Here is a 22,195-nt window from a genome sequence, read left to right as displayed (position 1 = left end):
AAGCGTCGGCGCTTGTCCAACAAAGCTAGATCAAATTCTCTAGATTACAGCGGCGAGAAATATTATTTTATATTACAATGAGTTGTCGGGAGCCCGCGATTTTGGCGAGAGTTGGGCGGCGGAATTGAAGCGATGCGGAAGGTCGATCCGGTCAAGCATGAGCAGAAGCGCCGGGGCATTCTCCAGGCGGCGCTGTCGTGCTTCGTCAGGAGCGGGTTTCACGGCGCCAGCACCACCGACATCTGCGCTGCCGCCAAGATCAGCCCGGGCCACCTCTATCACTACTTCCCGAGCAAGGAGGCCATGATCCAGGCGCTGGTTGAGATGAACCTCGGCCATGCCGCGGCGCGGCTCCAGGCCGTGCTGGCAGCGCCCAATGTGATCGACGCGCTGGTGCAGGAACTCGAAAACAGCAGCCTCCACCAGCCGCAGGCTCAGGTGCTCAGCACCGAAGCGCTGGCGGAGGCTTGCCGCAATCCCGACTTCGCGGCGATCGTCCACGCCCAGACGCGCGCGATGCGCACGCTCCTGGTCGAGTTCCTCGTCCAGGCGCAGCAGCGTGGCGAGGTCGATGCCCGGCTCGATCCCGAGGCGACCGCCAATATCCTGCTCGCCATCGTCGACGGCGCCCGCGCTCTGCCCGTCCGCAATCCGGCCGTCGATGTCCAGGCGAGCAGCGCGCATCTGCGGATCATGCTGAGACGCTTCCTTGCGCCGCCCGCCGCGACCGGGCACACGGCCGCTCCCACCTGACGCCCGCCGCCACTCCAATTGACACCCTCCCCTGCGCACGATTGACTGCTTGCAACAAAGCGGCCGATCGCAGCCGATCTCGGGGGGAGGATGCCATGACGCGAGCACCGCGCAGACGCGCGATCGATCTTGCCCTGATGATGCTTGTCTCGGCGATTGCGGCCACCGTTCTTTTGCTGCCGCGCAGCGTCAGCGCCGCCGACATCCCGACCTTCGCCGTCGAGCCGTCCTGGCCGAAGCAGCTGCCCAACAATTGGATCCTCGGCCAGGTCGGCGGCATCACCGTGGATGGCCAGGGCCACATCTGGGTCATCCAGCGGCCACGCTCGCTGACCGACGACGAAAAGGGCGCAGCGCTGAATCCGCCGCGCTCGAAATGCTGCATTCCGGCGCCGCCGGTGCTGGAATTCGACGTCGACGGCAATCTGCTGCGCGCCTGGGGCGGCCCGGGACAGGGCTACGAATGGGTCGGCCGCGAGCACGGCATCGAGGTCGACGAGCGCGGTTTCGTCTGGATCGGCGGCAATGCCGACAACGACAACGCGATCCTGAAGTTCACCGTAGACGGCCAGTTCGTCGCCCAGATCGGAGCGATTGCGCCGAGCAAGGGCTCGAACGACACGACGCAGCTCGGCAAACCGGCGGAGACCGCGATCGACAAGGACGCGAACGAGATCTATGTGGCCGACGGCTACGGCAACCGCCGCGTCATCGTATTCGATGCGACGACGCTGGCCTACAAGCGGCATTGGGGCGCGTATGGTCGCGCTCCCGACGATGCCAAGCAGCCGCCCTACGATCCCAAGGCGCCGGCGGCGCAGCAGTTCGGCAATCCCGTACACTGCGTGAAGATCGCCGACGACGGCCTCGTCTATGTCTGCGACCGCATCAACGATCGCATCCAGGTGTTCAGGAAGGACGGCACCTTCGTGACGGAATGGTTCTTCGAGAAGAACACGCTGGGCAACGGCGCGGTGTGGGACGTCGCGATCTGGCCCGATCCGAAGCAGACCTATCTGTTGTCCGCAGACGGCGAGAACAACGAGATCCGCATCATCCGCCGCTCCGACGGCAGCGTGGTCGGGAGCTTCGGCCACAATGGCCGCAATGCCGGCCAGTTTCATTGGGTGCATGCGATGGCCGTCGACAAGCAAGGCAACGTTTATACCGCCGAGGTCGACACCGGAAAGCGCATCCAGAAATTCAGGCTGACCTCGGACGCCCTGCGTTAACGCTCACCCCATCAGCACAAAGCTTGGGCGCCCCTCCCCCCTATTGGCGCATTGCCGCAACCCACGAGACCGGCTATCCAGGATGACAGACGGCAAGGGGCGCCCAACAAGCCCCGCCGCGACACGACACCAGGGAGGACTTTGATGACGACGTCTCATGCGCGCCGGATGGCCGCGTTGCTTGCTGCCACCGCGCTCTGCTTTGCCGGCTCCGCCTTCGCCGACGATAAGGTCGTCAAGATCGGCGTGCTCAACGACATGTCGAGCCTCTATGCCGACATCGGCGGTCCGAACTCGGTTGCGGCCGCCAACATGGCGGTCGAAGATTCCGGCCTCAAGGCCAAGGGCTGGACCATCGAGGTCATCAGCGGCGATCACCAGAACAAGCCCGACGTCGGCGTCAACATCGCGCGGCAATGGATCGACACCCAGAAGGTCGACGTGATCATGGACACGCCAAACTCCGGCGTGGCGCTGGCCGTCTCCAATCTGGTCAAGGAGAAGAACTCGATCCTGCTGAACTCGGGCGCAGCGAGCGCCGATCTCACCGGCAAGGCCTGCAACGCCAATACCATCTCCTACACCTACGACACCTACATGCTCGCCAACGGCACCGGCAAGGCGCTGACCAAGGCCGGCGGCGACAGCTGGTTCTTCCTCACCGCAGACTACGCGTTCGGTCATGCGCTGGAGCGCGACACGTCGGCGGTGGTGACCAGCAGCGGCGGCAAGGTGTTGGGCGCGGTCAAGCACCCGCTCAACACCGCCGACTTCTCGTCCTTCCTGCTGCAGGCGCAGTCCTCGAAGGCCAAGGTCATCGGCCTTGCCAATGCCGGCGGCGACACCACCAACTCGATCAAGCAGGCCTCCGAATTCGGCATCGTCCAGGGCGGCCAGAAGCTCGCCGCGCTCCTGCTGTTCGTCAACGACGTGCATGCGCTGGGGCTGAAGGTCGCGCAGGGCCTGACGTTCACGGAATCGTTCTACTGGGATCTGAACGATCAGACCCGCGAATGGTCCAAGCGGTTCCAGAAGGTGTCACCGAAGGGCACGATGCCGTCGATGACGGTGGCCGGTGTCTACGCCGGCACGCTGCATTACCTGAAGACGCTGGAGGCGCTCGGCGGCAATCCGCATGACGGCGTCAAGGTGGTGGCCAAGATGAAGGAGATCCCGACCGACGACCCGCTCTTCGGCAAGGGCCCGCTGCGCGCCGACGGCCGCCGCCTGATCCCGGCCTATCTGTTCGAGGTCAAGAAGCCGGACGAGTCCAAATATCCGTGGGACTACTACAAGCTGATCGCCAAGATCGCGCCGGAGGACGCCGCCAAGCCGCTCGAGGCCAGCGAGTGTCCGCTGGTGAAAAAGTAAGCCTGCGGCCCTCGACGGACCCTCATGGTGATGAGGCGCCTCGCGCCGTCTTCCAACCATGAGACCTCCGATCCCGATCAACCCTCATCCCACACGCAACGCCGCGTGTCAGGATGAGGGTTTTTCGTTGCCCGCACGCAGTGTTTGGATGGCCATCACGAGTGCTCCGATCAGCAGCGCCGCAGCCAGCAGGAACGGCGCGCCCGGCAGATGCATCGGCGCGGCAGCGCCGATGAAATAGGCAAAGGTCAGCGTGAACAGGAACGGGCCGGCAAGCTGGGCCATGCTCTGCACGCTCGACGTCGCGCCCTGCAGCTGCCCCTGTTTGTCGGGCGCCACCAGCCGCGTCATCAGCGCCTGGATCGCGGCACCCGACACGCCCCAAAGCGCCATCGCGGGAATGCCGAGCCAGCTCAACGTTCCCGTGGGCGCAAGGCCGAAGATCAGAAATCCCACCGCGCCGGCCGATAGTCCCAGCATCAGCGCGCCGCGCTCGCCGAGCGAGCGCACGATCAGCCCGACCGCCCCGCCCTGCACGATCATGGCGCAGACCCCGACGATCGCCAGCGTGAGGCCGACGGTGCGCGTGTCCCAGCCATAGCGATAGGTCGCATACAGAACGAAGGTCGACGGCAGCACGACATGGGCGAGCTGGGTGATGAAGTTGACGGCGGAGAGTCCGGCGAGCGTGCGGTCCGAGCGCAGCAATTGCAGCGCGCCGAGCGGGTTGGCGGTTCGCCAGCGGAACGGACTGCGCCGTTCGGGCGAGAGCGATTCCGGCAGCACCAGCAATCCATACAGCGCGTTGGCGAAGCTGAGCCCGGCTGCCGCCCAGAACGGCAATCGCGGATCGATGTCGCCGAGCAGTCCGCCGGTGGCCGGACCCAGCACGAAGCCGGCGCCGAACGCCGCGCCAATGCGGCCGAAGATCGCCGCGCGGCGCTCCGGCGGCGTCAGGTCGGCGATGTAGGCAAACGCCGTGGAGATGCTGGCCGAGGTGACGCCGGAGATCAGGCGCCCCAGAAAGAGCCAGGCCAGCGAGGGCGCCAGCGCCATCAGCACGTAGTCCGCCGCGAGCCCGAAATTCGACAACAGGATCACCGGCCGCCGCCCGAACCGGTCGGACAGGCTGCCGAGCACCGGCGAGAACACGAACTGCATCAGCGCCCAGGCGGTGCCGAACAGGCCGAAGATGCGCGCCGCCTGCGCGGTGTCGTTGCCGACGAAGCCTTCGATCAGCTTCGGCAGGATCGGCATGATCAGCCCGAGCGCGAGCATGTCGAGCAGGATGGTGACGAAAATGAACGCAACGGCACCGCGGCGTGGCGACTGCGGCATGCCGTCGGATCTGTTGACGTCGCTCTCGACCATGACCTGCCATCGGACAACCGTCCGCGGCAGCCGCGGCACGAGCCGCCGACTTATACACGCGCGGCCCAGGCCGGCAATCCGGAAGCTCAGGAGGCGCGCGACACGGCAAAGCCCGCGACGATCCAGACGAGTTCCATCGCGGGGCCCCGTCGCAGTTTCGATGCTCCCGGCGCAACGGCGACAGGTAGCCATTTGGCTATCTCGACCAGAGATAGCACCATGCAACTTAATACCTTCGAGGGTGAATGCTGGTTCGACGAAATCACGCACGCCAGCACGTCTGGAGGCAAGGAGACGACCATGTCCGCCACTCTGACAGCCGAGCGCAAGACCGTCTGCTCCAGCGTCCTTGATGAATTCATCGCGACCCAGCGCTCCAGGGCCGGGCGAGACCGGAACATCCCGATCCTGCTTGGATTGAATGGCCTCGCAAATCTGCGGGATGGTGCTCTCTACGCCGACACCATCGACCAACGGCAATGGGAGGCGATGTACGGTGAGCTGGCCGTTGCGGCGGAGCAGACCATTCCGCCGCTTTCCGCCATGTTCGACCTCGCCGACTCGCAGCAAGGCGCGGTCGCGATCGGCGTTCTGAACGTGCAATACCAGGCCCCGGACCGCAGGCTGGCGGGGGCGTTGCGCCGGGCCGTCCGCGATCAGGCAGCTCTGGAGTTGCCGCCGGGGACCGACATCTCCGACATGATCGAAACCAGGACCGCGTTTGCCGCCTGTGCGATCCTGCCTCCGGCCTATTGGGGCGTCTCCCGCCAGCAGGAGGTGCACGACGGGCTCGAGGTGCATTTCAAGCTGGACAGGACGCTCTACGTCTCGAACGGCGAATTGCCGGACCGTGTCGAGATCGATTTCGGCGACGGTGGAGGCTTTCGGCCCGCCCTGTTCGACACCGAAAGCATCGTGACGTATGACGAAGCCGGAGAGCAGCGCATCGTGCTGCGAGCATGGTTCGGCGACGAGGCCCGCTGCGCTGCCTTTCGATTCATCGTGGCGGACGCCGCTCGGCACGCGACTCCCCCCGAGCGTGGCAACGGCGCGCCCGTCCCGGCCAGTCGGATTCACGTGAGGGCGAGCATCCCCCACGAGGGCAAGCTCTACCAGGGAGTGATGCACGTCTACTGGGCCTGGAGCAACAGGAGCGGAAAGCTCAGAAAGCCCCTGCTGCTGGCCGAGGGATTTCCGGGCAAGAACGATGCAAACGCCATCTACGATTATTTCAATGGGTTCACGGGCGAGCGCAACAACCCCAATGCCAAGCTTGCGGACGAGTTGCGCGTCGCCGGCTACGATCTCGTCATCCTGATTTTCGACGAACGCGGCTCTCCGATTCAGGGCAACGCGTTCGTCTACCTCGAGGCGCTGTACTGGATCCGTGACAACAGCGCGCAAGGCCGGCCGCGAGTTCATGCCATGGGCGGCAGCATGGGCGGCCTGATCGCCCGCTATGCGCTCGCCTACGCCGAGCAGCAGCGGCTCGACCCCGGCGACGTCGCGGCCCTGACGACATTCGACTCGCCTCATCAGGCGGCCAATGTGCCGCTCGCCGCCCAGATCACGGCAAGGTTCTTCGCCTATCGCCAGCCGGATCCCGACACGCTGCTGAATTATCCTGCGGCCAAGCAGATGCTGATCCATCAGGTCTGGCGCTGGGATGGCGAACGGGAGTCATTGACCAAGCCGGAGTTCAACAAGTTCTATACGGAACTGGAGGCACTCGCATTCCACGGCTATCCGACCCGACCGAGGAAATATGCCGTCTGCAACGGCGCGCCTGCTTCACATGCCGCCAGCATTCCAGGCGGCGCCAAGACCCTCTCGGTCGAACGAACGGATTCACCGACCGTCTACAAGGTGGAGCTCTGGGCGACACCGAACAAGGTCTTCAATTCCAAGACCTACTATGCCGAGCTCTACATGTGGGACCAGGCGCGCAATGCGCGCGTCTTCTACTCTGTGGACTCCGACGCCCAGGGCTTCTACACGCGCGACGGCTGCGCCGGCGGCCTCGCCAAGAACTTCAAAACGATCTACGACGCATTGATCTGCCCTCAGAGAGCGGCTCTGCACTACGACGTCAACTGCTTCATCCCGGTGCACAGTGCGCTCGGCGTTCCCTGTCAGGACGCCTACGCGTTCGAGGCGAGAACGGTGCAGCCGGGTGAGACACCGTTCAACAGATGGTACGTCCCCGCCGGGAATCAGCAGCATTGTACGGTGGACGAAGGCATCAAGAACTGGGTTCTGGCCCGGGTCGCGGAGCACGTTCTTCAAGCCGGCGACACGATCGCATTGAAGGCCTCGAACGGCCTGTATCTCTCGCGCTACTGGGAGGACAACCGCGACTGTCTGTACGCTTCGAAACCTGCCCGCGACTATTTCTGCCTGTTCAAGGTGGTCGCTGCCGATCGGGGCGGGTTCGCGCTGAAGGCCGACAACGGCAACGGCAAATATCTGCGCAAGGGACAAACCAACTACGTGGCCCCCGACGGCGACGCCATTCGGTCGGACTCCACCTTTACGCTCGACGAGTTGTCCGGCGGAGAGCATATACGCCTGAAGCTCGAGAGCGGGGGATATCTGCAGTATCGCGGCTCCAGCGAACGGAATCGGATCGGCGTGTCGGCCGATGGCGGCGATGTCACGAACAGGTTTGTCTACGAGCGCGTTGCGCCCTCGCAACAATCCGACGAGACCGAGCAGTCCGGCGACCTCACGATCCATTCGGCCGCCGACTAGGCCCGCGGCGTCCACCGTCATCGCGCGGAAGCCAAAAGCTTCCCTGGCTGCGCTATTTCAGCGTCGACAGATAGGCGACGACGTCGGCCCGCTCCTTCGCGTCCGCCAGTCCTTTGAAATACATCTTGACTCCGTGAACGTCCCCACGCGGATCGGCGATATAGGCGTCCAGAGCCGCTGCGGTCCAGGGCGCATGGTTCCTTTTCATGCTCTCCGAATATGCGTAATCCGGCACGGCGGCTGGCTGCCGGCCAACGATGTTCCAGAGGCTCGGGCCGACCTTGTTGACGCCGATCTCGGCAGAGTGGCAGTTTTGGCAGATGCGCTGGAAGATGCTTTTCCCGGCGGCGGCATCTCCGTCGAGCGCGTGCGCGCTCGGGGCCAGGCCGGCGAGAACGGCGGCAAGAGCGATGCGGCGGAGCATGTGAATCCTTCCCCTCTTTCGCGCCGGAGCGGGCGCGGGCCAGCCCCGCGGCCAGACCATGAGCAGATCCGCACAGATGATCGGACGACTGCCCGATCCAAGTCCTTGTCCTGGATCAAGCCGCGCAGTTGCCGTTGCTGCTCAATTCGCCTAATCTTCTAAAAAAACGAACGATCTGCAACACGATGCTCGAAAGTGTCGTTCAGGGAGGTGCCCCGGTGGGAAACGCCGATCCTCGGCCCGCGCGTCCGTCCGGCGTGATTGCGGCGAAGTCGAAGGCTGCGACGGAGGCCGCTGCGGTGGCCGACATCTGCGGCCAGTTGCCTGCCGACGGCCTGGCCATGGTGCTGATCTTTCTCTCGCCCCATTACGATCCGAACGCGTTCATGTCGGAGATGACGATCCGTCTCGCGGACATCCCCGTGTATGGCTGCACGACGGCGGGAGAGCTGTCGCCCGATGGCTGGGACGACAACAGTGTCGTCGCGCTCGGCTTTGCCGCCGACGATTTCACCGTGTTCGCACAGCCCATCTTCGGGTTGTCCGGCTTTCGCGTCGACGAAGGCCGGCGCCTTGGCCTCCAGTTGAGGCAGAATCTGTCGCAGCATGAAGGCCGCGACGGCGACAGCGTATTTGGCCTCGTCCTGATCGATGGCATGTGCCAGCGCGAAGAGGCCATCATGTCGGCGATCTATGCGTCGCTCGACAACATTCCCCTGGTTGGCGGGTCGGCCGGCGATGGTCTGCGCTTCGAGCAGACCTGGGTCTTTCACGACGGCAAAGCTCACACGGACATGGCCGTCCTCATCCTGATCAGGACCTCATTGCCGTTCCGGCTGTTCAAATGCGACAATTTCGAGCCGACCTCGACCAAGATGGTGGTGACGGAAGCCGATCTCGAGCAGCGCATCGTCAAGCAGCTCAATGCCGAGCCGGCGGCGGAGGAATATTGCCGCGCGATCGGGATCGCCGATTCCGAGCTCGACCCGTTCCTGTTTGCGGCCCATCCGGTCCTGGTGCGCGTGGGAGGATCGTATTTCGCGCGCTCGATTCAGCGGGTGAGCCCCGACGGCTCGCTGCGGTTCTTCTGCGCCATCGACGAAGGCATGGTGCTGACGGCGGCGAGGTCGCGCAACTCGGTGGCGGCGGCCCGCGAGATGCTGGCCGAGGTCCGCGACGACATCGGCGAGGTCTCGCTCTTCATCGGCTTTGAATGCATCCTCAGGCGCCTCGACGCCGAGCAGCACCAGTTTGCGCGCGAAATGTCCGAGCTCTACCGCGAGAACCGGATCGTCGGTTTCCATACCTATGGCGAGCAGTACGGCTCGATGCACGTCAATCAGACGCTGACCGGGGTCGCGATCGGCAAGCGTCCGGGAGCGCCGCAATGACCGGCGCCGGGTCTCCGGACGACCTGCAGCGCGAGGCGGCCAAGCTCAGGAAGATCAACGCCGCGCTGATGTCCCGGGTCGAGCGCTCGATGGACCAGCAGTTCAATGCATTCTCGCTGTTCGAAACGGCGATCGCGCTCGATCACCAGGTGCGCGAGCGGACGCGGCAGCTGCGCGATGCGCTGCGTTCGATAGAAACGGCGAACAAGGACCTGTTTCGCGCCAAGCAGCAGGCCGAGGCGGCCAGCTCCCTGAAATCCTCGGTTCTCATCTCCGTCACGCATGATCTGCTTCAGCCGCTCAATGCCGCGCGGCTGACGCTGTCGACATTGGCCGACGAGGTCTCGTCCGAGCGTGGCACCGCCATGGTCGGCCAGGTCGACCATTCGCTGGCCACGCTCGAGGATCTGCTGCGGTCGCTGCTGGAGATTGCCAAGCTCGATGCCGGCGCCCTGCGGCCCGACATGAGGCCGATTTGGCTCGCGAGCCTGTTTGCGCCGCTCGAACGCGAATTCGCTCCGATCGCGGCCAGACGCGGCCTGTCCTTGCGTATTTGTCCCTCCTCGGTCGCGGTGATCTCGGATGCGATGATGCTGCGGCGCATCTTGCAGAACCTCCTCGCGAACGCGCTGCGCTACACGCGACAGGGCGGCGTCGTCATGGGATGCCGGCGAGGACCGGGCGCAGACCGGGTTCGGATCGAGGTCTACGACACCGGCCCGGGCATTCCCGGGCCGCAGCAGGAGGCGATCTTTCTCGAATTCCAGCGCGGTCAGCCGAGCGCCGAGGACCAGGCCGGCTTCGGGCTCGGCCTGTCGATCGTCCGCCGCTTCGCCAACGCATTGAACCATGAGGTCGGGCTGGCGTCGCGCATGGGCCACGGCTCGACGTTCAGGCTCGCGCTCGACCGGGCGGACCCGGCCGCCGTGCTGCCGGATCCGCATCCTGCCGAGCACGTCGAGCATGATTTTGGCGGGCTCGAAGGCGCAAAGATCCTGCTGATCGAAAACGATCTGGCCACTGCAGATGCCATGGTCAGTCTGCTGGAAAAATGGGGCTGCGACGTCGTGGCCACGGCATCGACGACGGACGCGCTGCTGCGCCTGAGCGCGCTCGGGGCAATCCCCGAGACGATCATCGCGGACCTCCACCTGGAAGGCGACGAGAGCGGGCTTGCCGCGATCCGGGACATCCGGCAATTCCTCGGGCGAGAGGTTGCGGCGATGATCGTGACCGCCGACTATTCCGAAGACGCGGCCAGGGAAGCAAGCCAATACGGCCTCGAGATCCTGACCAAGCCGGTCAGGCCTGCGGAGCTGCGCGCGCTGTTGTCGTTCCTGCTGTCATGAGTTCGTCGGCGCCGCTCGGCCGCGGTCCGCTGATGAGATTGACGAAGTCGATCTTCTCCATCTCGACGATCGCCTTGGTCCGGCTCATGACGCGGAGCTTGCGCAGGATCTCCGAGACGTGGACCTTCACCGTGGTCTCGCAGATCCCGAGCTCATAGGCGATCTGCTTGTTCTGCAGCCCGCAGCGGATCAGATCGAGCACGCGCAGCTGCTGCGGCGTCAGTTCGTGGAGACGCTTCAGGAGATCGCGAGCAGGAAGACTGGCGCGGCGCGTGCCGGTGCCGAGCGAGCCGGCTTCGACATGGACGTCGCCTGACAGCACCGCCTTGATCGCATCGGCCAGTTGAAGCTTGGAGGTCGATTTCGAGATGTAGCCGGAGACACCCAGCGCGAGAACATGGGCGACGAGGCCCGGATCCTGATGCGCTGACACGACGAGGATCGGCGTGCGCGGCGCAGCCTTGCGGACGCGAATGACGCCGGAGAGTCCGGTCGTTCCGGGTGTCGAGAGATCGAGCAGGATCAGGTCGAATTTCGCCGGGGATGAAAGAAGATCGACGGCCATGTCGATCGATGTCGCCTCGCGCATCTCGGCATCGGCCAGAGCGGCGCGGATGGCGCTCTCCAGCGCCTCGCGAAACAGCGGATGGTCCTCGATGATGAGCAATCGAGCCACGTGCCTGTCCCCTCCCCGGCCGGACCGGAAATCCGGCTTGGTCATTGTCGCGGACCCGACATTCAAAGCAGTGCGCGCACCGCATCTTCGAGCCGATGTCAGGGCCGGAGCAACAGCGATAGCGCGGAGGTCGGTCGCAATCAACGGCCAAGATCAACGCCCAAGATCAACGCCCAAGACGTCGGCGATGTCGCGACGGCCGCGACGTCTTGCGCCGCAGCAATTCCGCTACGGGTTTCTGCGCGAGGCGGTGCGCGGTCCCTGACGGTCGGCCGGCGCGGGCAGCGCGATCTTGCCGATCTCGATGACCGCCTTGTTGCGGCTGAACAGGCGGAGCTTTCGCAGGATCTCGGTGATGTGCGCCTTGACGGTCGACTCCGCGAGCTGAAGCTCGCCGGCGATCTGCCGGTTCTGATAGCCACGCCTGATCAGGTCGAGCACGCGAAGCTGCTGCGGGGTCAGCTCCGCGAGCCTCGCCTGCAGCGCGCGCGAGGAGCCGTTGCCCTGTCGCTCCGCCGCGGGCACGAAGTCCTTCGGGACCGAGATCGAGCCGCTGAGCACGCGCTCGATCGCCGACGTCAGCTCTCGCTTCGAGGTCGACTTCGGCAGATAGCCGGCGGCGCCGAGCGACAGCGCCTCGCGCACGACGTTCGGGTCTTCCTCACTCGAGACGATGGCGACCGGAAGCCGCGGATGCGTGGCGCGCAGTTGCAGGAACCCCGAGAAGCCCACGGCGTCGGGAAGCGTCAGGTCGAGCAGCGCGAGGTCGATATCGGGTGCTCTTGCGAGGCTGGCGAGCGCATCGGCAATCGACAGCGCCTCGAAGATCTCGGCATCCGGATGCGCCAGACGCACGGCATTGCCGAGCGCTTCGCGAAACAGCGGATGATCGTCGATGATCAGGAAGCGCGTCATGTCCGACTCTCACTTGCCGCCGGCACGGACCGGGTGATCCCGACAGGCCGGGCCGCCCGATGTCCGCCTCCTTCAATTGGCCGTTTCGGACGTCTGCACGGTCAGCAGGAATGAATAGATGCTCTCGAACTGGTCGTCGGTAAAGACCTCCTTCCAGGCGGGCATGCCCTTGGAAGGACGGCCTTCATGCACCGTGCTCCAATATTTGTCGCGCATGTCCTCGCCGTAGCGGGTCTGCAATCGTCGCAGGTCGATGCGCCGTTCCGCCTGCACGGCGTCGGGTCCGTGACAATGCGCGCAGGTGCCGTTGAAGATCTCCTTGCCCAGCGTCACCGCCTCGGTCTTCGACTGGCCCGCGGTCGAGTCCGAAACCCTCGTCACGGCGGACTCGGCAACCGGCTGGCGCAGAAGCCGAGCAGGCTCGATCAGCGACGCCAGCCTGATCGGACGCGGCACGGCGCCGAGCCTGATCGACGGCTCGCTCGGCAGCCCGTATTTGACCGCCAGCTCGGCGATCCCGGCTGCGAGCTTCGGCAATGCGGCGTCGATCTGATCGCGCAATTGCGTGGAGCTCTTGGCGAGGCCGATCGCGGCATCCCAGGACAGACCGTCGCCCTCGACCGGCTGGATCCGGAAGCTGCCCTGGTAGGTCGTCTTGTTCAGCCAGCCTGCGACCGGTCCCCAGACGAAGGCGATGTCGACCTTGCCCTTCGCCAGCGCCGCCAAGCCCTCGTCCGGCGTCAGCACCGTCACCTTCTCGATGTCATCAAGCTGGGCCAGCAGGTTCTGCGGCGTGGTCTGATATTGCACGGCGACCCGCTTGCCGCGAAGGTCGTCGATGCCATGGACGACCAACGTCTCGCGGCTGACGAGTGCGTAGGTTTCGGTCGCGATCTTCTTCGAGAAGATCACTGCCGGCCCCATGAAGTCCGCTGACAGCGGCAGGCCGATCATCGCGTCGCACTGCTTGCCGAGCAGCGTCACGCGCACGGTTCGCTTGCCGAAATAGGATTTGTACCAGTCATACGTCACGGGGCGACCGAGCTCGCGTGACAGCGCCTGGCCGACCTCGAGATAGAATCCCGGCTGCGCCGGATTGTCGCTTGAAAACGGAAGATTGGTCGGATCCGCACAGAGCCGCAGCGGCTCCATCTCATGAACCAGGGCTGCGGCCGGCGCGGTCAGCAGGGTGCAGGCCGTCAAGGCGACGAGAGCCGTCGCGCGTGCTGCCGGTTCGGCGGCGGCCCGTCCATTCGAGCCAGTCTGTCGGCGATTCAGGCGCATCCTCGGTCCCTCGATCTTGTTTGTTGTTTGGATGGTACGGCTCGCCCTCGCGAGCGGGCCGTGTTGCTTCGTCCGCTCGACGCGGATTGGCCGAGCGCTGCGCGTGTCCCCGCGGCCGGGGACACGCGCAGCCGTCGCGAACGTTGCGGCTATTGGACCGCGAACACGAACAGGGCGCCGCCTTCAGGAGCTGCGTTCGTCATCTTCTTGCCGATCTCGCCCAGGAACGCCGGGATCGAGGCGGTGCGGCCGACGACGACGGCGACGTACTGCTTGCCGTCGACCGAATAGGTCACCGGACCGGCGCCGATGCCGGAGCCGAGATTCTTCTTCCACAGGATCTTGCCGGTCTTGGCGTCGATGGCGCGGAAGTCGCCGTGCAGGTTGCCGGAGAACACCAGGCCGCCGGCGGTGCTCAGCGTGCCGCCGTTGAACGGAAGGTCTTCCTGAATCGACCAGACCTTCTTGTTGTTCACGGGATCCCAGGCGATGAGCTCACCGAGGAATCCGCCGGGCCCTTCCTTGGTCGGGAATTCCGCGCCGAGATAGAACACGCCGCGCTTGTACGAGACGTCGCTGACCGACCAGTCCATGCAGACGTTGTTCGTCGGGATGTAGACCAGGCCGGTGTCCGGATTGTACGACATCGGCTGCCAGTTCTTGCCGCCGATCAGGTTCGGGCAGACGTCCTTGACGGGATGTCCGGGGCCCGGCCGCTTGTCCGGATCCTCGACCGCGCGCAGCGTGGAGGTGTCCCATTTCTGCGCCCAGTTCGCGAAGACGTACTTCTCGGCCGAGATCACCTTGCCGGTCTCGCGATTGGCCACGAAGAAGAAGCCGTTGCGATCGGCCTTCATCAGCGTGGGAACGGCTGCACCGCCAACCTTGAGGTCGGCGAGAATGGCCTCGTTGACGCCGTCATAGTCCCAGGCATCGGCCGGCGTGGTCTGGATGTGCCACTTGATCTTGCCGGTGTTCGGATCGAGCGCCAGCGTGGACGCCGTATACAGATTTGTCAGCTTGCCGAAATCGCCATTGCCGGTCGAGCGCACGGCGGTGTTCCAGGGACCTGGGTTGCTCGTGCCCCAATAGACCGTGTCGCTCTTCGGATCGTAGGAGCCGACCAGCCAGGCCGCGCCGCCGCCATGCAGGCCGGTGTCGCCCTTCCAGGTCTCGCTGCCGGGCTCGCCGGGCGCGGGCACCGTGTAGGTCTGCCAGACCATCTTGCCGGAGTTGATGTCGTAGGCCTGAAGCGAGCCGCGCACGCCGTACTCGCCGCCGCCGAAGCCGGTGATGACCTTGTCGCGCACGACCAGCGGCGGCGAGGTGATCACCGAGCCCTGCTTGTAGTCGACCACCTTGGACGTCCACAGCTCCTTGCCGGTAGCGGCATCGAGCGCGGTCAGCTTGCCGTCGAGCCGGCCGACGAACAGCTTGCCGTCGGCATAGGAGATGCCGCGGCTGTTCACGTCGCAGCAGGCATATTGCAGCGTGTCGTCCGGAATCTCAGGCTCGTAGGTCCATTTGCGCGCGCCGGTGGCGGCATCCAGCGCATAGACGTATTTCGGTCCCCATGAGGTCGAGACGTAGAGCGTGTTGCCGATCACGATCGGCGAGGCCTCGTTCGAGCGCAGCGAGGCCAGCGAGAACGAATACACCAGCGACAGCTTGCCGGCGTTCTCGGTGGTGATCTCCTTCAGCGGACTGAACCGGGTGTTGCCGTAATCGTGCCCGGCCATCGCCCAGGCGCCCGGCTCGCTGGCAGCCTTCAGCGCCGAGTCGTTGGCGCGGACGCCCAGCGTGCCGGCAACGAGGAACGCAACCGTCGAGATGCCAGCCAAGAATCTCCTGCTCGTGAAGTTCATCAGTTCCCTCCGCTTATGTCTTTGTTGTGGTCGTATGGCGCGTGCGCCAGGCCCGAGATGAGCGGTCGCGCTGCGAGCAACGGGGCGATTACAGCATCAGCTCTGCCCGGCTCTCATAGGCGGAAGGTAGTAGGCGCGCGGGATCGGGGCCGAACGCCGATTATCACGACCGTTCATCGACTTACCGAAATTTCATCACCTGTGTGCGGAAGGATCGTCATTGCCGGGATGAACAGGCGCGCCTCCACTGCGCGGTCTCGTTGCAGCCTGGCGTCCTCGCGGTTGCACACCGAGGGACGCCCTCTCTCGAGATGACGCCTCGAACAAGCCGGGCCGAACGGCGGCATCTTCTGGTTCGGACGCGGCCGCCCGCTGGAATACGCAGGGCTCGGTGCCGGACAGGGAAAGCCGGCGCAAAGCTCGCTTTTGGCCTGCTGACGCCTCGCACTCCGCGGGGTCGCACGAGCTGTGATCAAGCTGATTTGGCCCGTCCAGACCTTCTGAAGAAAATAATCTTGTTGCTATTTTTCCGAATACATGATTGAGTGTCGCCATCCTGGACCCGCCGAGAGGGGCGCTTCGCGATCGTCACGAGACGTGGGGTCTGGGGATGCGGTGGCCGCAGGCGTGCTGCAGCGGGCTCACGGGCTCGCCGACGAACGGCAGGTGTGCGGACGTGAAGACGCGTGGTCCTGGCGCCCCGATGCTGGCGCCAAGTCGTCGGGCGATGATCCCGAGGGCGACGGTGGCTAAAGAGCCGGACACCGGGGAGATCGCGACATAAGCGTGAAAACCATCGCGCGGGGAATGCCGGGATGTCTCGGCTGAACCTGTGGTTCCTGCCGCCTGCATTTTTTTCGCAGGCGGGCCATGGGTGCGGCCAGCGCCCGGCATTCCCCGCGCCCTCTCATTCTCGAGGGCGGAACGAGCGGCACAACTCGGACGCGATCGCGCCGCGGGACCGCAGCCCCTCGCCCGAACGAAGGGCGCGAGGCCGCGACAAACCGCAAACAGATTTGAATTTGGGGAGAGAGGGATGGTGCGCTCGGAGGGCGGTCGCATCTACTGCGATTTCGATGGCTTGCCAAAGTCATCACCACGCATAGCGGACGACGCCTTTGCCGGCATAGCTCTTCGTCACATGGGAGAACTCGCCTTCGAAGGTCGCAGCGGCGGACCAGCCGTTCAGCCATTTCATTTCTGCGGAGGCGGTGGTGAGTGCGGAGTCCGCTGCCGGTCGTGCGCCGCTGACGACAAAGCTCGTGCCGGGCAGCGCCTGGAACGTCGCAGCGACCGAACGGTCCGGATTGAAGTCGTGCGCCCAGGCGGCGCGGCCGCGCAGGGTGAGAACCGCGTTCTGCATGGCAAAGGACTTGTCGGTGCGCAGGCCGAGTTCGCTGCGCGTGGCGGTCACGCTCCTGGCGGCATAAGCCAGCGCGAAGGCGTTGCTCCCGGAGACCACCGTTTCGGCATAGGCCGGCAGGGTGAACGTCGTGAACTGGCCCGCGGCATATGGCGTGAGGCCGAAGCCGCCGGCCCGCGGCGCAACGAGGCGATAGCCGCCCTCGATACGTCCGCTCCAGGCATTGGCACTGAACTCGGCACGCAGGCGATCGACGCCGGCGAGCGTCACGGTGCGATCGGTGGTGACATCCTGCCAGCCATAGGCCAGCGCCGCGGTGATGTAGCTCGGGCCATTGGTGTGCCGGAGATAGGCGCCGGCCTGGAACAGGTCCGAGCGGCCCGTGCCACCGCCAGTCACGGAGAAGCTGGTGCCACCGCCGGCGAGCGCGAAGCCGGCCAGCGTTCGTGGCGAGAAGGCGTACTCGGCGCCGGCGGCGGTGCCGAACAGCCGGCCGGTCACACTGTTCGATCCCTGCGCGGTGCTGCCGTCCGTGGTCTGCGATCCGCCGAAGCCTGCAGCCCACACGTTCCAGCGCTGCTCGAAGGTCTCGGCCGGTGGCACCTTGGCGAGCATCGCATAGGCGTCGCGCCCGGCGCCTGCCGGCCCGTGGTCGGCATAGGCCGGCGGCGCGGATGCCGCCGCTTCGCGGCCCGTGCTGAAGGGATCGGTCAGCAGGCCCATGAACTCGCCCATCGCCTGGAACGTGGTCGCTTGCGACCCCGCCGCGGTCTCGCCGGACGCCTGCGTCAGGCCGGCGGCCGTGAGCGAGCCGTAGATCAGCGGGATGCTGCCATTGCCGTTGAAGGAGTTGACGAGAGCGTTGCCGACATTCTGCTGATTGCCGCCCGGTCCGCTGCCCGGCGGCGGGACGAAGCTCAGCGTCAGGTTCAGATAGGCGTGGGTGGCGTCGTAGCTCAGCTCGGTCCGGAAGTTCGACGAGAGGTTGGTATCGACCCGCGGGGTGAACGCGCCGCTGACGCTGCCGGCGGTCAGGATCGTGTACCGCCGGCCGACGTTGCCGCCCGCGAACGCCGCATTGACGGTTGCGCCGCCCAGTGTCGCCGCGCCGGTCACGTTGACGAAAGAGGCCGTCGCCGGATTGACCTCGACGAGATAACGGGCGCCCGACTGGAACGCGAGATTGCCGGAGATCGCGAGCGATGTGCCGGCGGTGCCGTTGCCGCCCAGCAGCGAGCCGCCGCTGTTGATCGCCGTGCCGCCGACCGTTCCCGTGCCCATCAGCGTGCCGTTCGCATCCACCGTCACCCCGATCGAGGTCGCGATCGAGCCGTCCACGCGCAGCACGCCGCGGTCGACGCGTGTCGCACCCGCATAGGTGTTGGCGCCCGTCAGGGTCAGCATGCCCGCGCCGGTCTTGACCAGCGAACCACTGCCGGAGATGACGCCGCTCACCTCGGTCGAAAAATCGTTCGAGCCGACGGTCAGCTCGTTGGCGCCGAGGAGGTAGTTTCCGGCTCCGGCGATCGATCCCGCGCTCAGCCTCTGGAGGCTGCCGGGACCGAGGCTGTCCGAGAAATCAACGATACCTCCGGCGTTGTTGATGAGGGCAGCGTTTCCGGCCGTGCTGGTGTTGTGGAATTGCAGGCTGCCGTTGTTGGTGATGGTGGCGTTGCCCGCCGTGCTGAAATCGAAGAACGACAGAACGCCGGCGTTGGTGATGGCGGCGCTGGCTGCCGTGCCGCTGCCGCGGAAGTCCAGGATGTTGTTGTTGGTGATGGCGGCATGGCCAGCGCTGCTGAAGACTTGCAGACTGCCGGTGTTGGCAATGCTGGCACTGCCCGCCTCGCTCGATTGGAGGAACTGGATGGTGCCGGCATTGGTGATCGTGGCATTGCCCGCCGTGCTGGTGTCAATGAAATCCATGCCGCCAGTGTTGGCGATCGTGGCGTTGCCTGCCGTGCCGGTGCGGGCGAAAAGCAGGTATGAGTTGTTGATGATGATGGCGCTGCCCGCCGTGGCTTCGTCGAAAGTCAGGCCGTAACTCAAACTGCTGTTGATGATGGTGGCGCTGCCGGCCGTGCTGCCATTGATAAACTCGAGGTAGCTGTTGTTGGCGATGGTGGCGTTGCCCGCCGTGCTGGCGTCCTGGAAATGCACGGAGCCATCGTTGGTGATGGTGGCGCTGCCGGCCGTGCTGGTGTCATGAAAACTCAGGACACCGTTGTTGTTGGCGATGGTCGCGCTGCCTGCGGTGCTGGCATTGCGGAAATCGACGTAACCGAAGTTGCTCGTGATCGCCGTACCGCTCATGTCGGCGTTGACGACATTCAGCGTGGACCAATTGCCGACGGTGATCGCCCCCAGAATGGAGCCGACTCGGCTGGCAGTGCCGAGTTGCAACGTGCTGCGACTGTTGGAGGAGGCGCTGGTGATGGTTGTGCCACCGGTATAGGTGTTGGCGCCGGTCAGCGTCAGCGTGCCCGCGCCGGTCTTGTCCAGCCTGCCGCCGATGCCGGAGATCACGCCGCTCATTTCGGTCGAGAGATCGTTCGAGCCGACAATCAATCGATTGGAGCCGAGGATGTAATTGCCGGCCCCCGCGATCGACCCGGCGGTCATCGACGTGTCGACGCCCGAGATATCGACAGTGCCTCCCGCCTGGTTGATGAGGGCGGCATTGCCGCCCGAGCTGACGTCGAGGAATTGCAAAGTGCCGCTGTTGGTGATGGTGGCGCTACCGCCCGTGCTGGCGTCGCGGAAGGTCAAGGTGTCATTGTTGGTGATGGCGGCGCCGCCGGCGGTGCTCGTGCCCAGGAAGTTCAGATAGTGGTTGTTCGAAATATTGGCACTGCCCGCCGTGCTGGCTCCGCTAAAGTCCAGGCCGCCATTGTTGGTGATGGTGGCGCTGCCGGCCGTGCTGCTGCCGTAGAAGAGCATGACGCTGTTATTGGTGATGGTGGCATTGCCGGCCGTGCTGGTCTCGACGAAATTCAGGGCGTTGCTGTTCGTGATGGCGGCGCTGCCGCCGGTGCTGCTGTTGCGGAACTCCATGAACCCGCCATTGGCGATGGCGGCGCTGTCGGCAGTGCTGGCGTTGTAGAAAGTCAGGCTGCCGAGGTTGGTGATGCTGGCGCTGCCGCCATTGATGGCGATGCCGGCTCCGGTGAAATCCTGGGTCGTGGAGGCCGCGATATCGAACGCGTAATTCGAGGCTGCGGCATTGAACGTCCAGCCGCCGAAGGTCCCGGAAGACCCCAGCGTCAACGCGGTCGTGCTCGAGGCGCCGAACGTGGCCGTGCCGGTCGGCACGCTGCCCGGGGTCCAGTTGTTCGCGTCGTAGAAATCGTTCGACCCCGGAGTGGTCTGCCAGCTCGCGTCCTGCGCCCGTGCCGGCCCAGTCGCCGGGAGCATCCAGACCAGAGCCAGTGCCGACGACGTCAGCAGCGCGCGCCGCAGGCGGAGCGTCGCCACGAAACAATATTTCCCTGTATTCAACGCTTTCCCCTCTCGCTGACCGCGAGTCCGCGAGGGGAGTCATCTCATTGGCCGGGGGTGGTGTCTTGATAAGGGGGCCGGCAGCTTTCTGAAGATTTCTGATATTTGCGTTTCAGACCCGATTTTCGGGCATTTTCGACAGACTTCCGCTTATAAGCCGGCGAGAGGGACGCTTTTGGGGGATAGATTGCTTCGTTTCGCGGGCTTCGTGCTGGACCAGCAGGTCGCGGAGCTGCGCAGGCCTGACGGCGGGGTGATCAAGCTCCGGCCGAAGACCTTCGAAATGCTACGGCTTTTCGCCACCAGCGGCGGCCGGGTCCTCAGCAAGCAGGAGCTGATCGACGCGGTCTGGCCGGACGTCCATGTCGGCGAGGACAGCCTGTTCCAATGCATCCGCGAGCTTCGCACGGCGCTCGGAGACGACCGGCGGCAGTTGATCAGGCTCGCATCCGGCGGCGGCTATCTGCTGACGGCGGAGGTTGAGGTCGAGCCCGAGGTCACGGCGGGCGGCGAGGTGGCTCCGCTCGCCCAGGCCGTGGAGACGAGTCCCCCGGCGCCCGCCAACGGTGCCGTGATACAGGCAACGTCGCAACGCTCAATCTTCGGTTTCAGCCGGCGGGCCATGGTCGCCGCAATGGCCGGGCTTGGTGCGATCGCGGGGCTTGCGGTGGCTGCACCGGTGTTGAAGCCGGACCTCCTCTTCAGGCGAACGCCGCCGCGCATCGCCGTGATGCCCATCGTTGACGCCAGCAGCGATTCGCGCGGCGTGGTGATGGCGGCGGAGGTCACCGGCCGCCTCGTGGACGGTTTTGCCAAGATCCAGAACGTCAGCGTGGTCGCGCCACGATCGGCGGCGGTCGCAGGCGTCGAACCCGCCGGGCTGCCTGCCGCATCATCCGATTACGAAATTCGCGGCGAGTTGCAGCATGGCGATCAATCCTGGACGCTGCGGGCGCGCATGATCAAGACGACCACCGGCGAGGTTCAGGCGGTCGCCGCCGCTTCGGTCGCCGCTGACGAGGCGGACGCGCAGCTTGCGCAGTCCCGCCTCGCCGCCGGCGTGGGTCATGTCCTTGCCCGCCGCCTCAACGAAATGCTGGAGCCCAGCGCGCCGCCGTCCAGCCCGCGCGGATCGTCCGCGGGCGGTGACAAGGTAGCCCTCGAGCAGGCGCTCGCATCGATCAATCAAACCACGCGCGAGCGCTATGGCGCGGCGCAGTCGATGCTGCAAAATGCGCTCACGGAGGATCCCGACAATGTCGACCTCGCCGTCGCGCTTGCCTCGCTGCAGATGCGCGGAATTCAGATGGTCTGGTTCAGCCCGGAGGAAGCGGCCGCGGTCGAGGCCAGGGCCGACGCGACGCTTGAGCGGGCGCTACGGTCGAAGCCGAATTCCATTCCGGTGCTCGAGGCCCATTGCCGCTTCCTCAGCGCCACCAACCATTTCGTCAAAAGTCTCGTGACCTGCGCCAAAGCCTTGAGCTTCGATCCGTGGAACGGGTCTGCGCTTTATCTGATCGGCCTCGGGCAGATCTTTCTCGGCCGCTTCGACGATGCGCTCGCGACATTCCAGCAAGCCGATCGTTACGACACGCCGCCGGCCTCGCGCTGGACCTGGCTGCTCGGCGCGGGCTGGGCGAATCTCTTGATGGGACGCGACGAGGAGGCGTTGCCATGGCTGCAACGCTCGATCGCGATTACGCCGGCGACCGGCCGCTCGCATATGCTGCTCGCCGCTGCCTACCAGAGATCGGGCCGGTTCGAGGAGGCGAGAGCGGCGATGGCGGAGGGACTGAGGCTGCGTCCCGGCACGACGAAACTCAACGTCACGCCGCCTTGGAAAAATGTGAGCCCGGTGTGCCTCGCAGCCTCGGCTCGCATCGTTGAGTCCATGGTCGATGCAGGCTTGCCGGAGCAGTAAGGCCCGCTGGCCCATCTGCCGGCAAGCGCGA

Annotated in this window: 14 protein-coding genes; 7 read left to right on the top strand and 7 right to left on the bottom strand. The window is 65.3% G+C overall.

Annotated elements, in window-relative coordinates; translation table 11 throughout:
• The first annotated feature begins 132 nt into the window (after positions 1-132).
• From QX108_RS01575 to QX108_RS01565, 3 genes are all read left to right on the top strand, one after another.
• On the top strand, positions 133-753 hold the full coding sequence (locus QX108_RS01575) for a TetR/AcrR family transcriptional regulator (RefSeq protein ID WP_315779262.1): 621 nt from the start codon (positions 133-135) through the stop codon (positions 751-753).
• Between the two features lie 95 nt (positions 754-848).
• The gene (locus QX108_RS01570; RefSeq protein ID WP_315719836.1) at positions 849-1,985 is read left to right on the top strand and encodes a hypothetical protein; all 1,137 of its coding nucleotides are present in this window, start codon (positions 849-851) and stop codon (positions 1,983-1,985) included.
• 144 nt (positions 1,986-2,129) lie between these two features.
• Positions 2,130-3,356 (top strand): ABC transporter substrate-binding protein, encoded by a 1,227-nt coding sequence (locus QX108_RS01565; RefSeq protein ID WP_315719835.1) that lies wholly within the window; start codon positions 2,130-2,132, stop codon positions 3,354-3,356.
• Positions 3,357-3,464: 108 nt separating this feature from the next.
• Here QX108_RS01565 and QX108_RS01560 read toward each other — a convergent pair whose 3' ends face one another.
• Positions 3,465-4,727 (bottom strand): TCR/Tet family MFS transporter, encoded by a 1,263-nt coding sequence (locus tag QX108_RS01560; RefSeq protein WP_315719834.1) that lies wholly within the window; start codon positions 4,725-4,727, stop codon positions 3,465-3,467.
• 192 nt (positions 4,728-4,919) lie between these two features.
• Here QX108_RS01560 and QX108_RS01555 point away from each other — a divergent pair, with 192 nt between their 5' ends.
• On the top strand, positions 4,920-7,478 hold the full coding sequence (locus QX108_RS01555; RefSeq protein WP_315779265.1) for a hypothetical protein: 2,559 nt from the start codon (positions 4,920-4,922) through the stop codon (positions 7,476-7,478).
• Between the two features lie 52 nt (positions 7,479-7,530).
• On the opposite strand, the gene QX108_RS01550 is transcribed toward QX108_RS01555, so the two are convergent.
• Positions 7,531-7,902, bottom strand: a complete 372-nt coding sequence (locus tag QX108_RS01550) for a c-type cytochrome (RefSeq protein WP_315719832.1) — start codon at positions 7,900-7,902, stop codon at positions 7,531-7,533.
• A 218-nt stretch (positions 7,903-8,120) separates the two neighbouring features.
• Here QX108_RS01550 and QX108_RS01545 point away from each other — a divergent pair, with 218 nt between their 5' ends.
• Complete coding sequence (locus QX108_RS01545; protein WP_315779267.1) at positions 8,121-9,293, top strand: FIST N-terminal domain-containing protein; 1,173 nt, start codon at positions 8,121-8,123, stop codon at positions 9,291-9,293.
• On the top strand, positions 9,290-10,642 hold the full coding sequence (locus QX108_RS01540; protein WP_315779269.1) for a hybrid sensor histidine kinase/response regulator: 1,353 nt from the start codon (positions 9,290-9,292) through the stop codon (positions 10,640-10,642). The genes QX108_RS01545 and QX108_RS01540 overlap by 4 nt, the downstream gene beginning before the upstream one ends.
• Here QX108_RS01540 and QX108_RS01535 read toward each other — a convergent pair.
• From QX108_RS01535 to QX108_RS01515, 5 genes are all read right to left on the bottom strand, one after another.
• On the bottom strand, positions 10,596-11,318 hold the full coding sequence (locus QX108_RS01535; RefSeq protein ID WP_315779271.1) for a response regulator transcription factor: 723 nt from the start codon (positions 11,316-11,318) through the stop codon (positions 10,596-10,598). The two genes, QX108_RS01540 and QX108_RS01535, sit on opposite strands and share 47 nt — an antisense overlap.
• Positions 11,319-11,546: 228 nt before the next feature.
• Positions 11,547-12,233 (bottom strand): response regulator transcription factor, encoded by a 687-nt coding sequence (locus tag QX108_RS01530; protein WP_315779273.1) that lies wholly within the window; start codon positions 12,231-12,233, stop codon positions 11,547-11,549.
• Positions 12,234-12,305: 72 nt separating this feature from the next.
• Positions 12,306-13,436: a c-type cytochrome gene (locus tag QX108_RS01525; RefSeq protein ID WP_409998472.1), complete on the bottom strand. Its 1,131-nt coding sequence runs from the start codon at positions 13,434-13,436 to the stop codon at positions 12,306-12,308.
• A gap of 230 nt (positions 13,437-13,666) precedes the next feature.
• Positions 13,667-15,358: a PQQ-dependent methanol/ethanol family dehydrogenase gene (locus QX108_RS01520; RefSeq protein WP_409998501.1), complete on the bottom strand. Its 1,692-nt coding sequence runs from the start codon at positions 15,356-15,358 to the stop codon at positions 13,667-13,669.
• Positions 15,359-16,475: 1,117 nt separating this feature from the next.
• Complete coding sequence (locus QX108_RS01515; protein ID WP_315784615.1) at positions 16,476-20,219, bottom strand: autotransporter domain-containing protein; 3,744 nt, start codon at positions 20,217-20,219, stop codon at positions 16,476-16,478.
• Between the two features lie 211 nt (positions 20,220-20,430).
• On the opposite strand from QX108_RS01515, the gene QX108_RS01510 reads away from it, so the two are divergent.
• Positions 20,431-22,164: a winged helix-turn-helix domain-containing protein gene (locus tag QX108_RS01510; protein WP_315784618.1), complete on the top strand. Its 1,734-nt coding sequence runs from the start codon at positions 20,431-20,433 to the stop codon at positions 22,162-22,164.
• Positions 22,165-22,195: the final 31 nt, after the last annotated feature.

It is taken from the genome of Bradyrhizobium sp. SZCCHNR1002 (assembly GCF_032381435.1).
In the GTDB taxonomy this organism is placed as follows: domain Bacteria; phylum Pseudomonadota; class Alphaproteobacteria; order Rhizobiales; family Xanthobacteraceae; genus Bradyrhizobium; species Bradyrhizobium aeschynomenes.
Note: the sequence above shows the minus strand (reverse complement) of the source record. Positions and strands in the feature narration are given on the sequence as shown.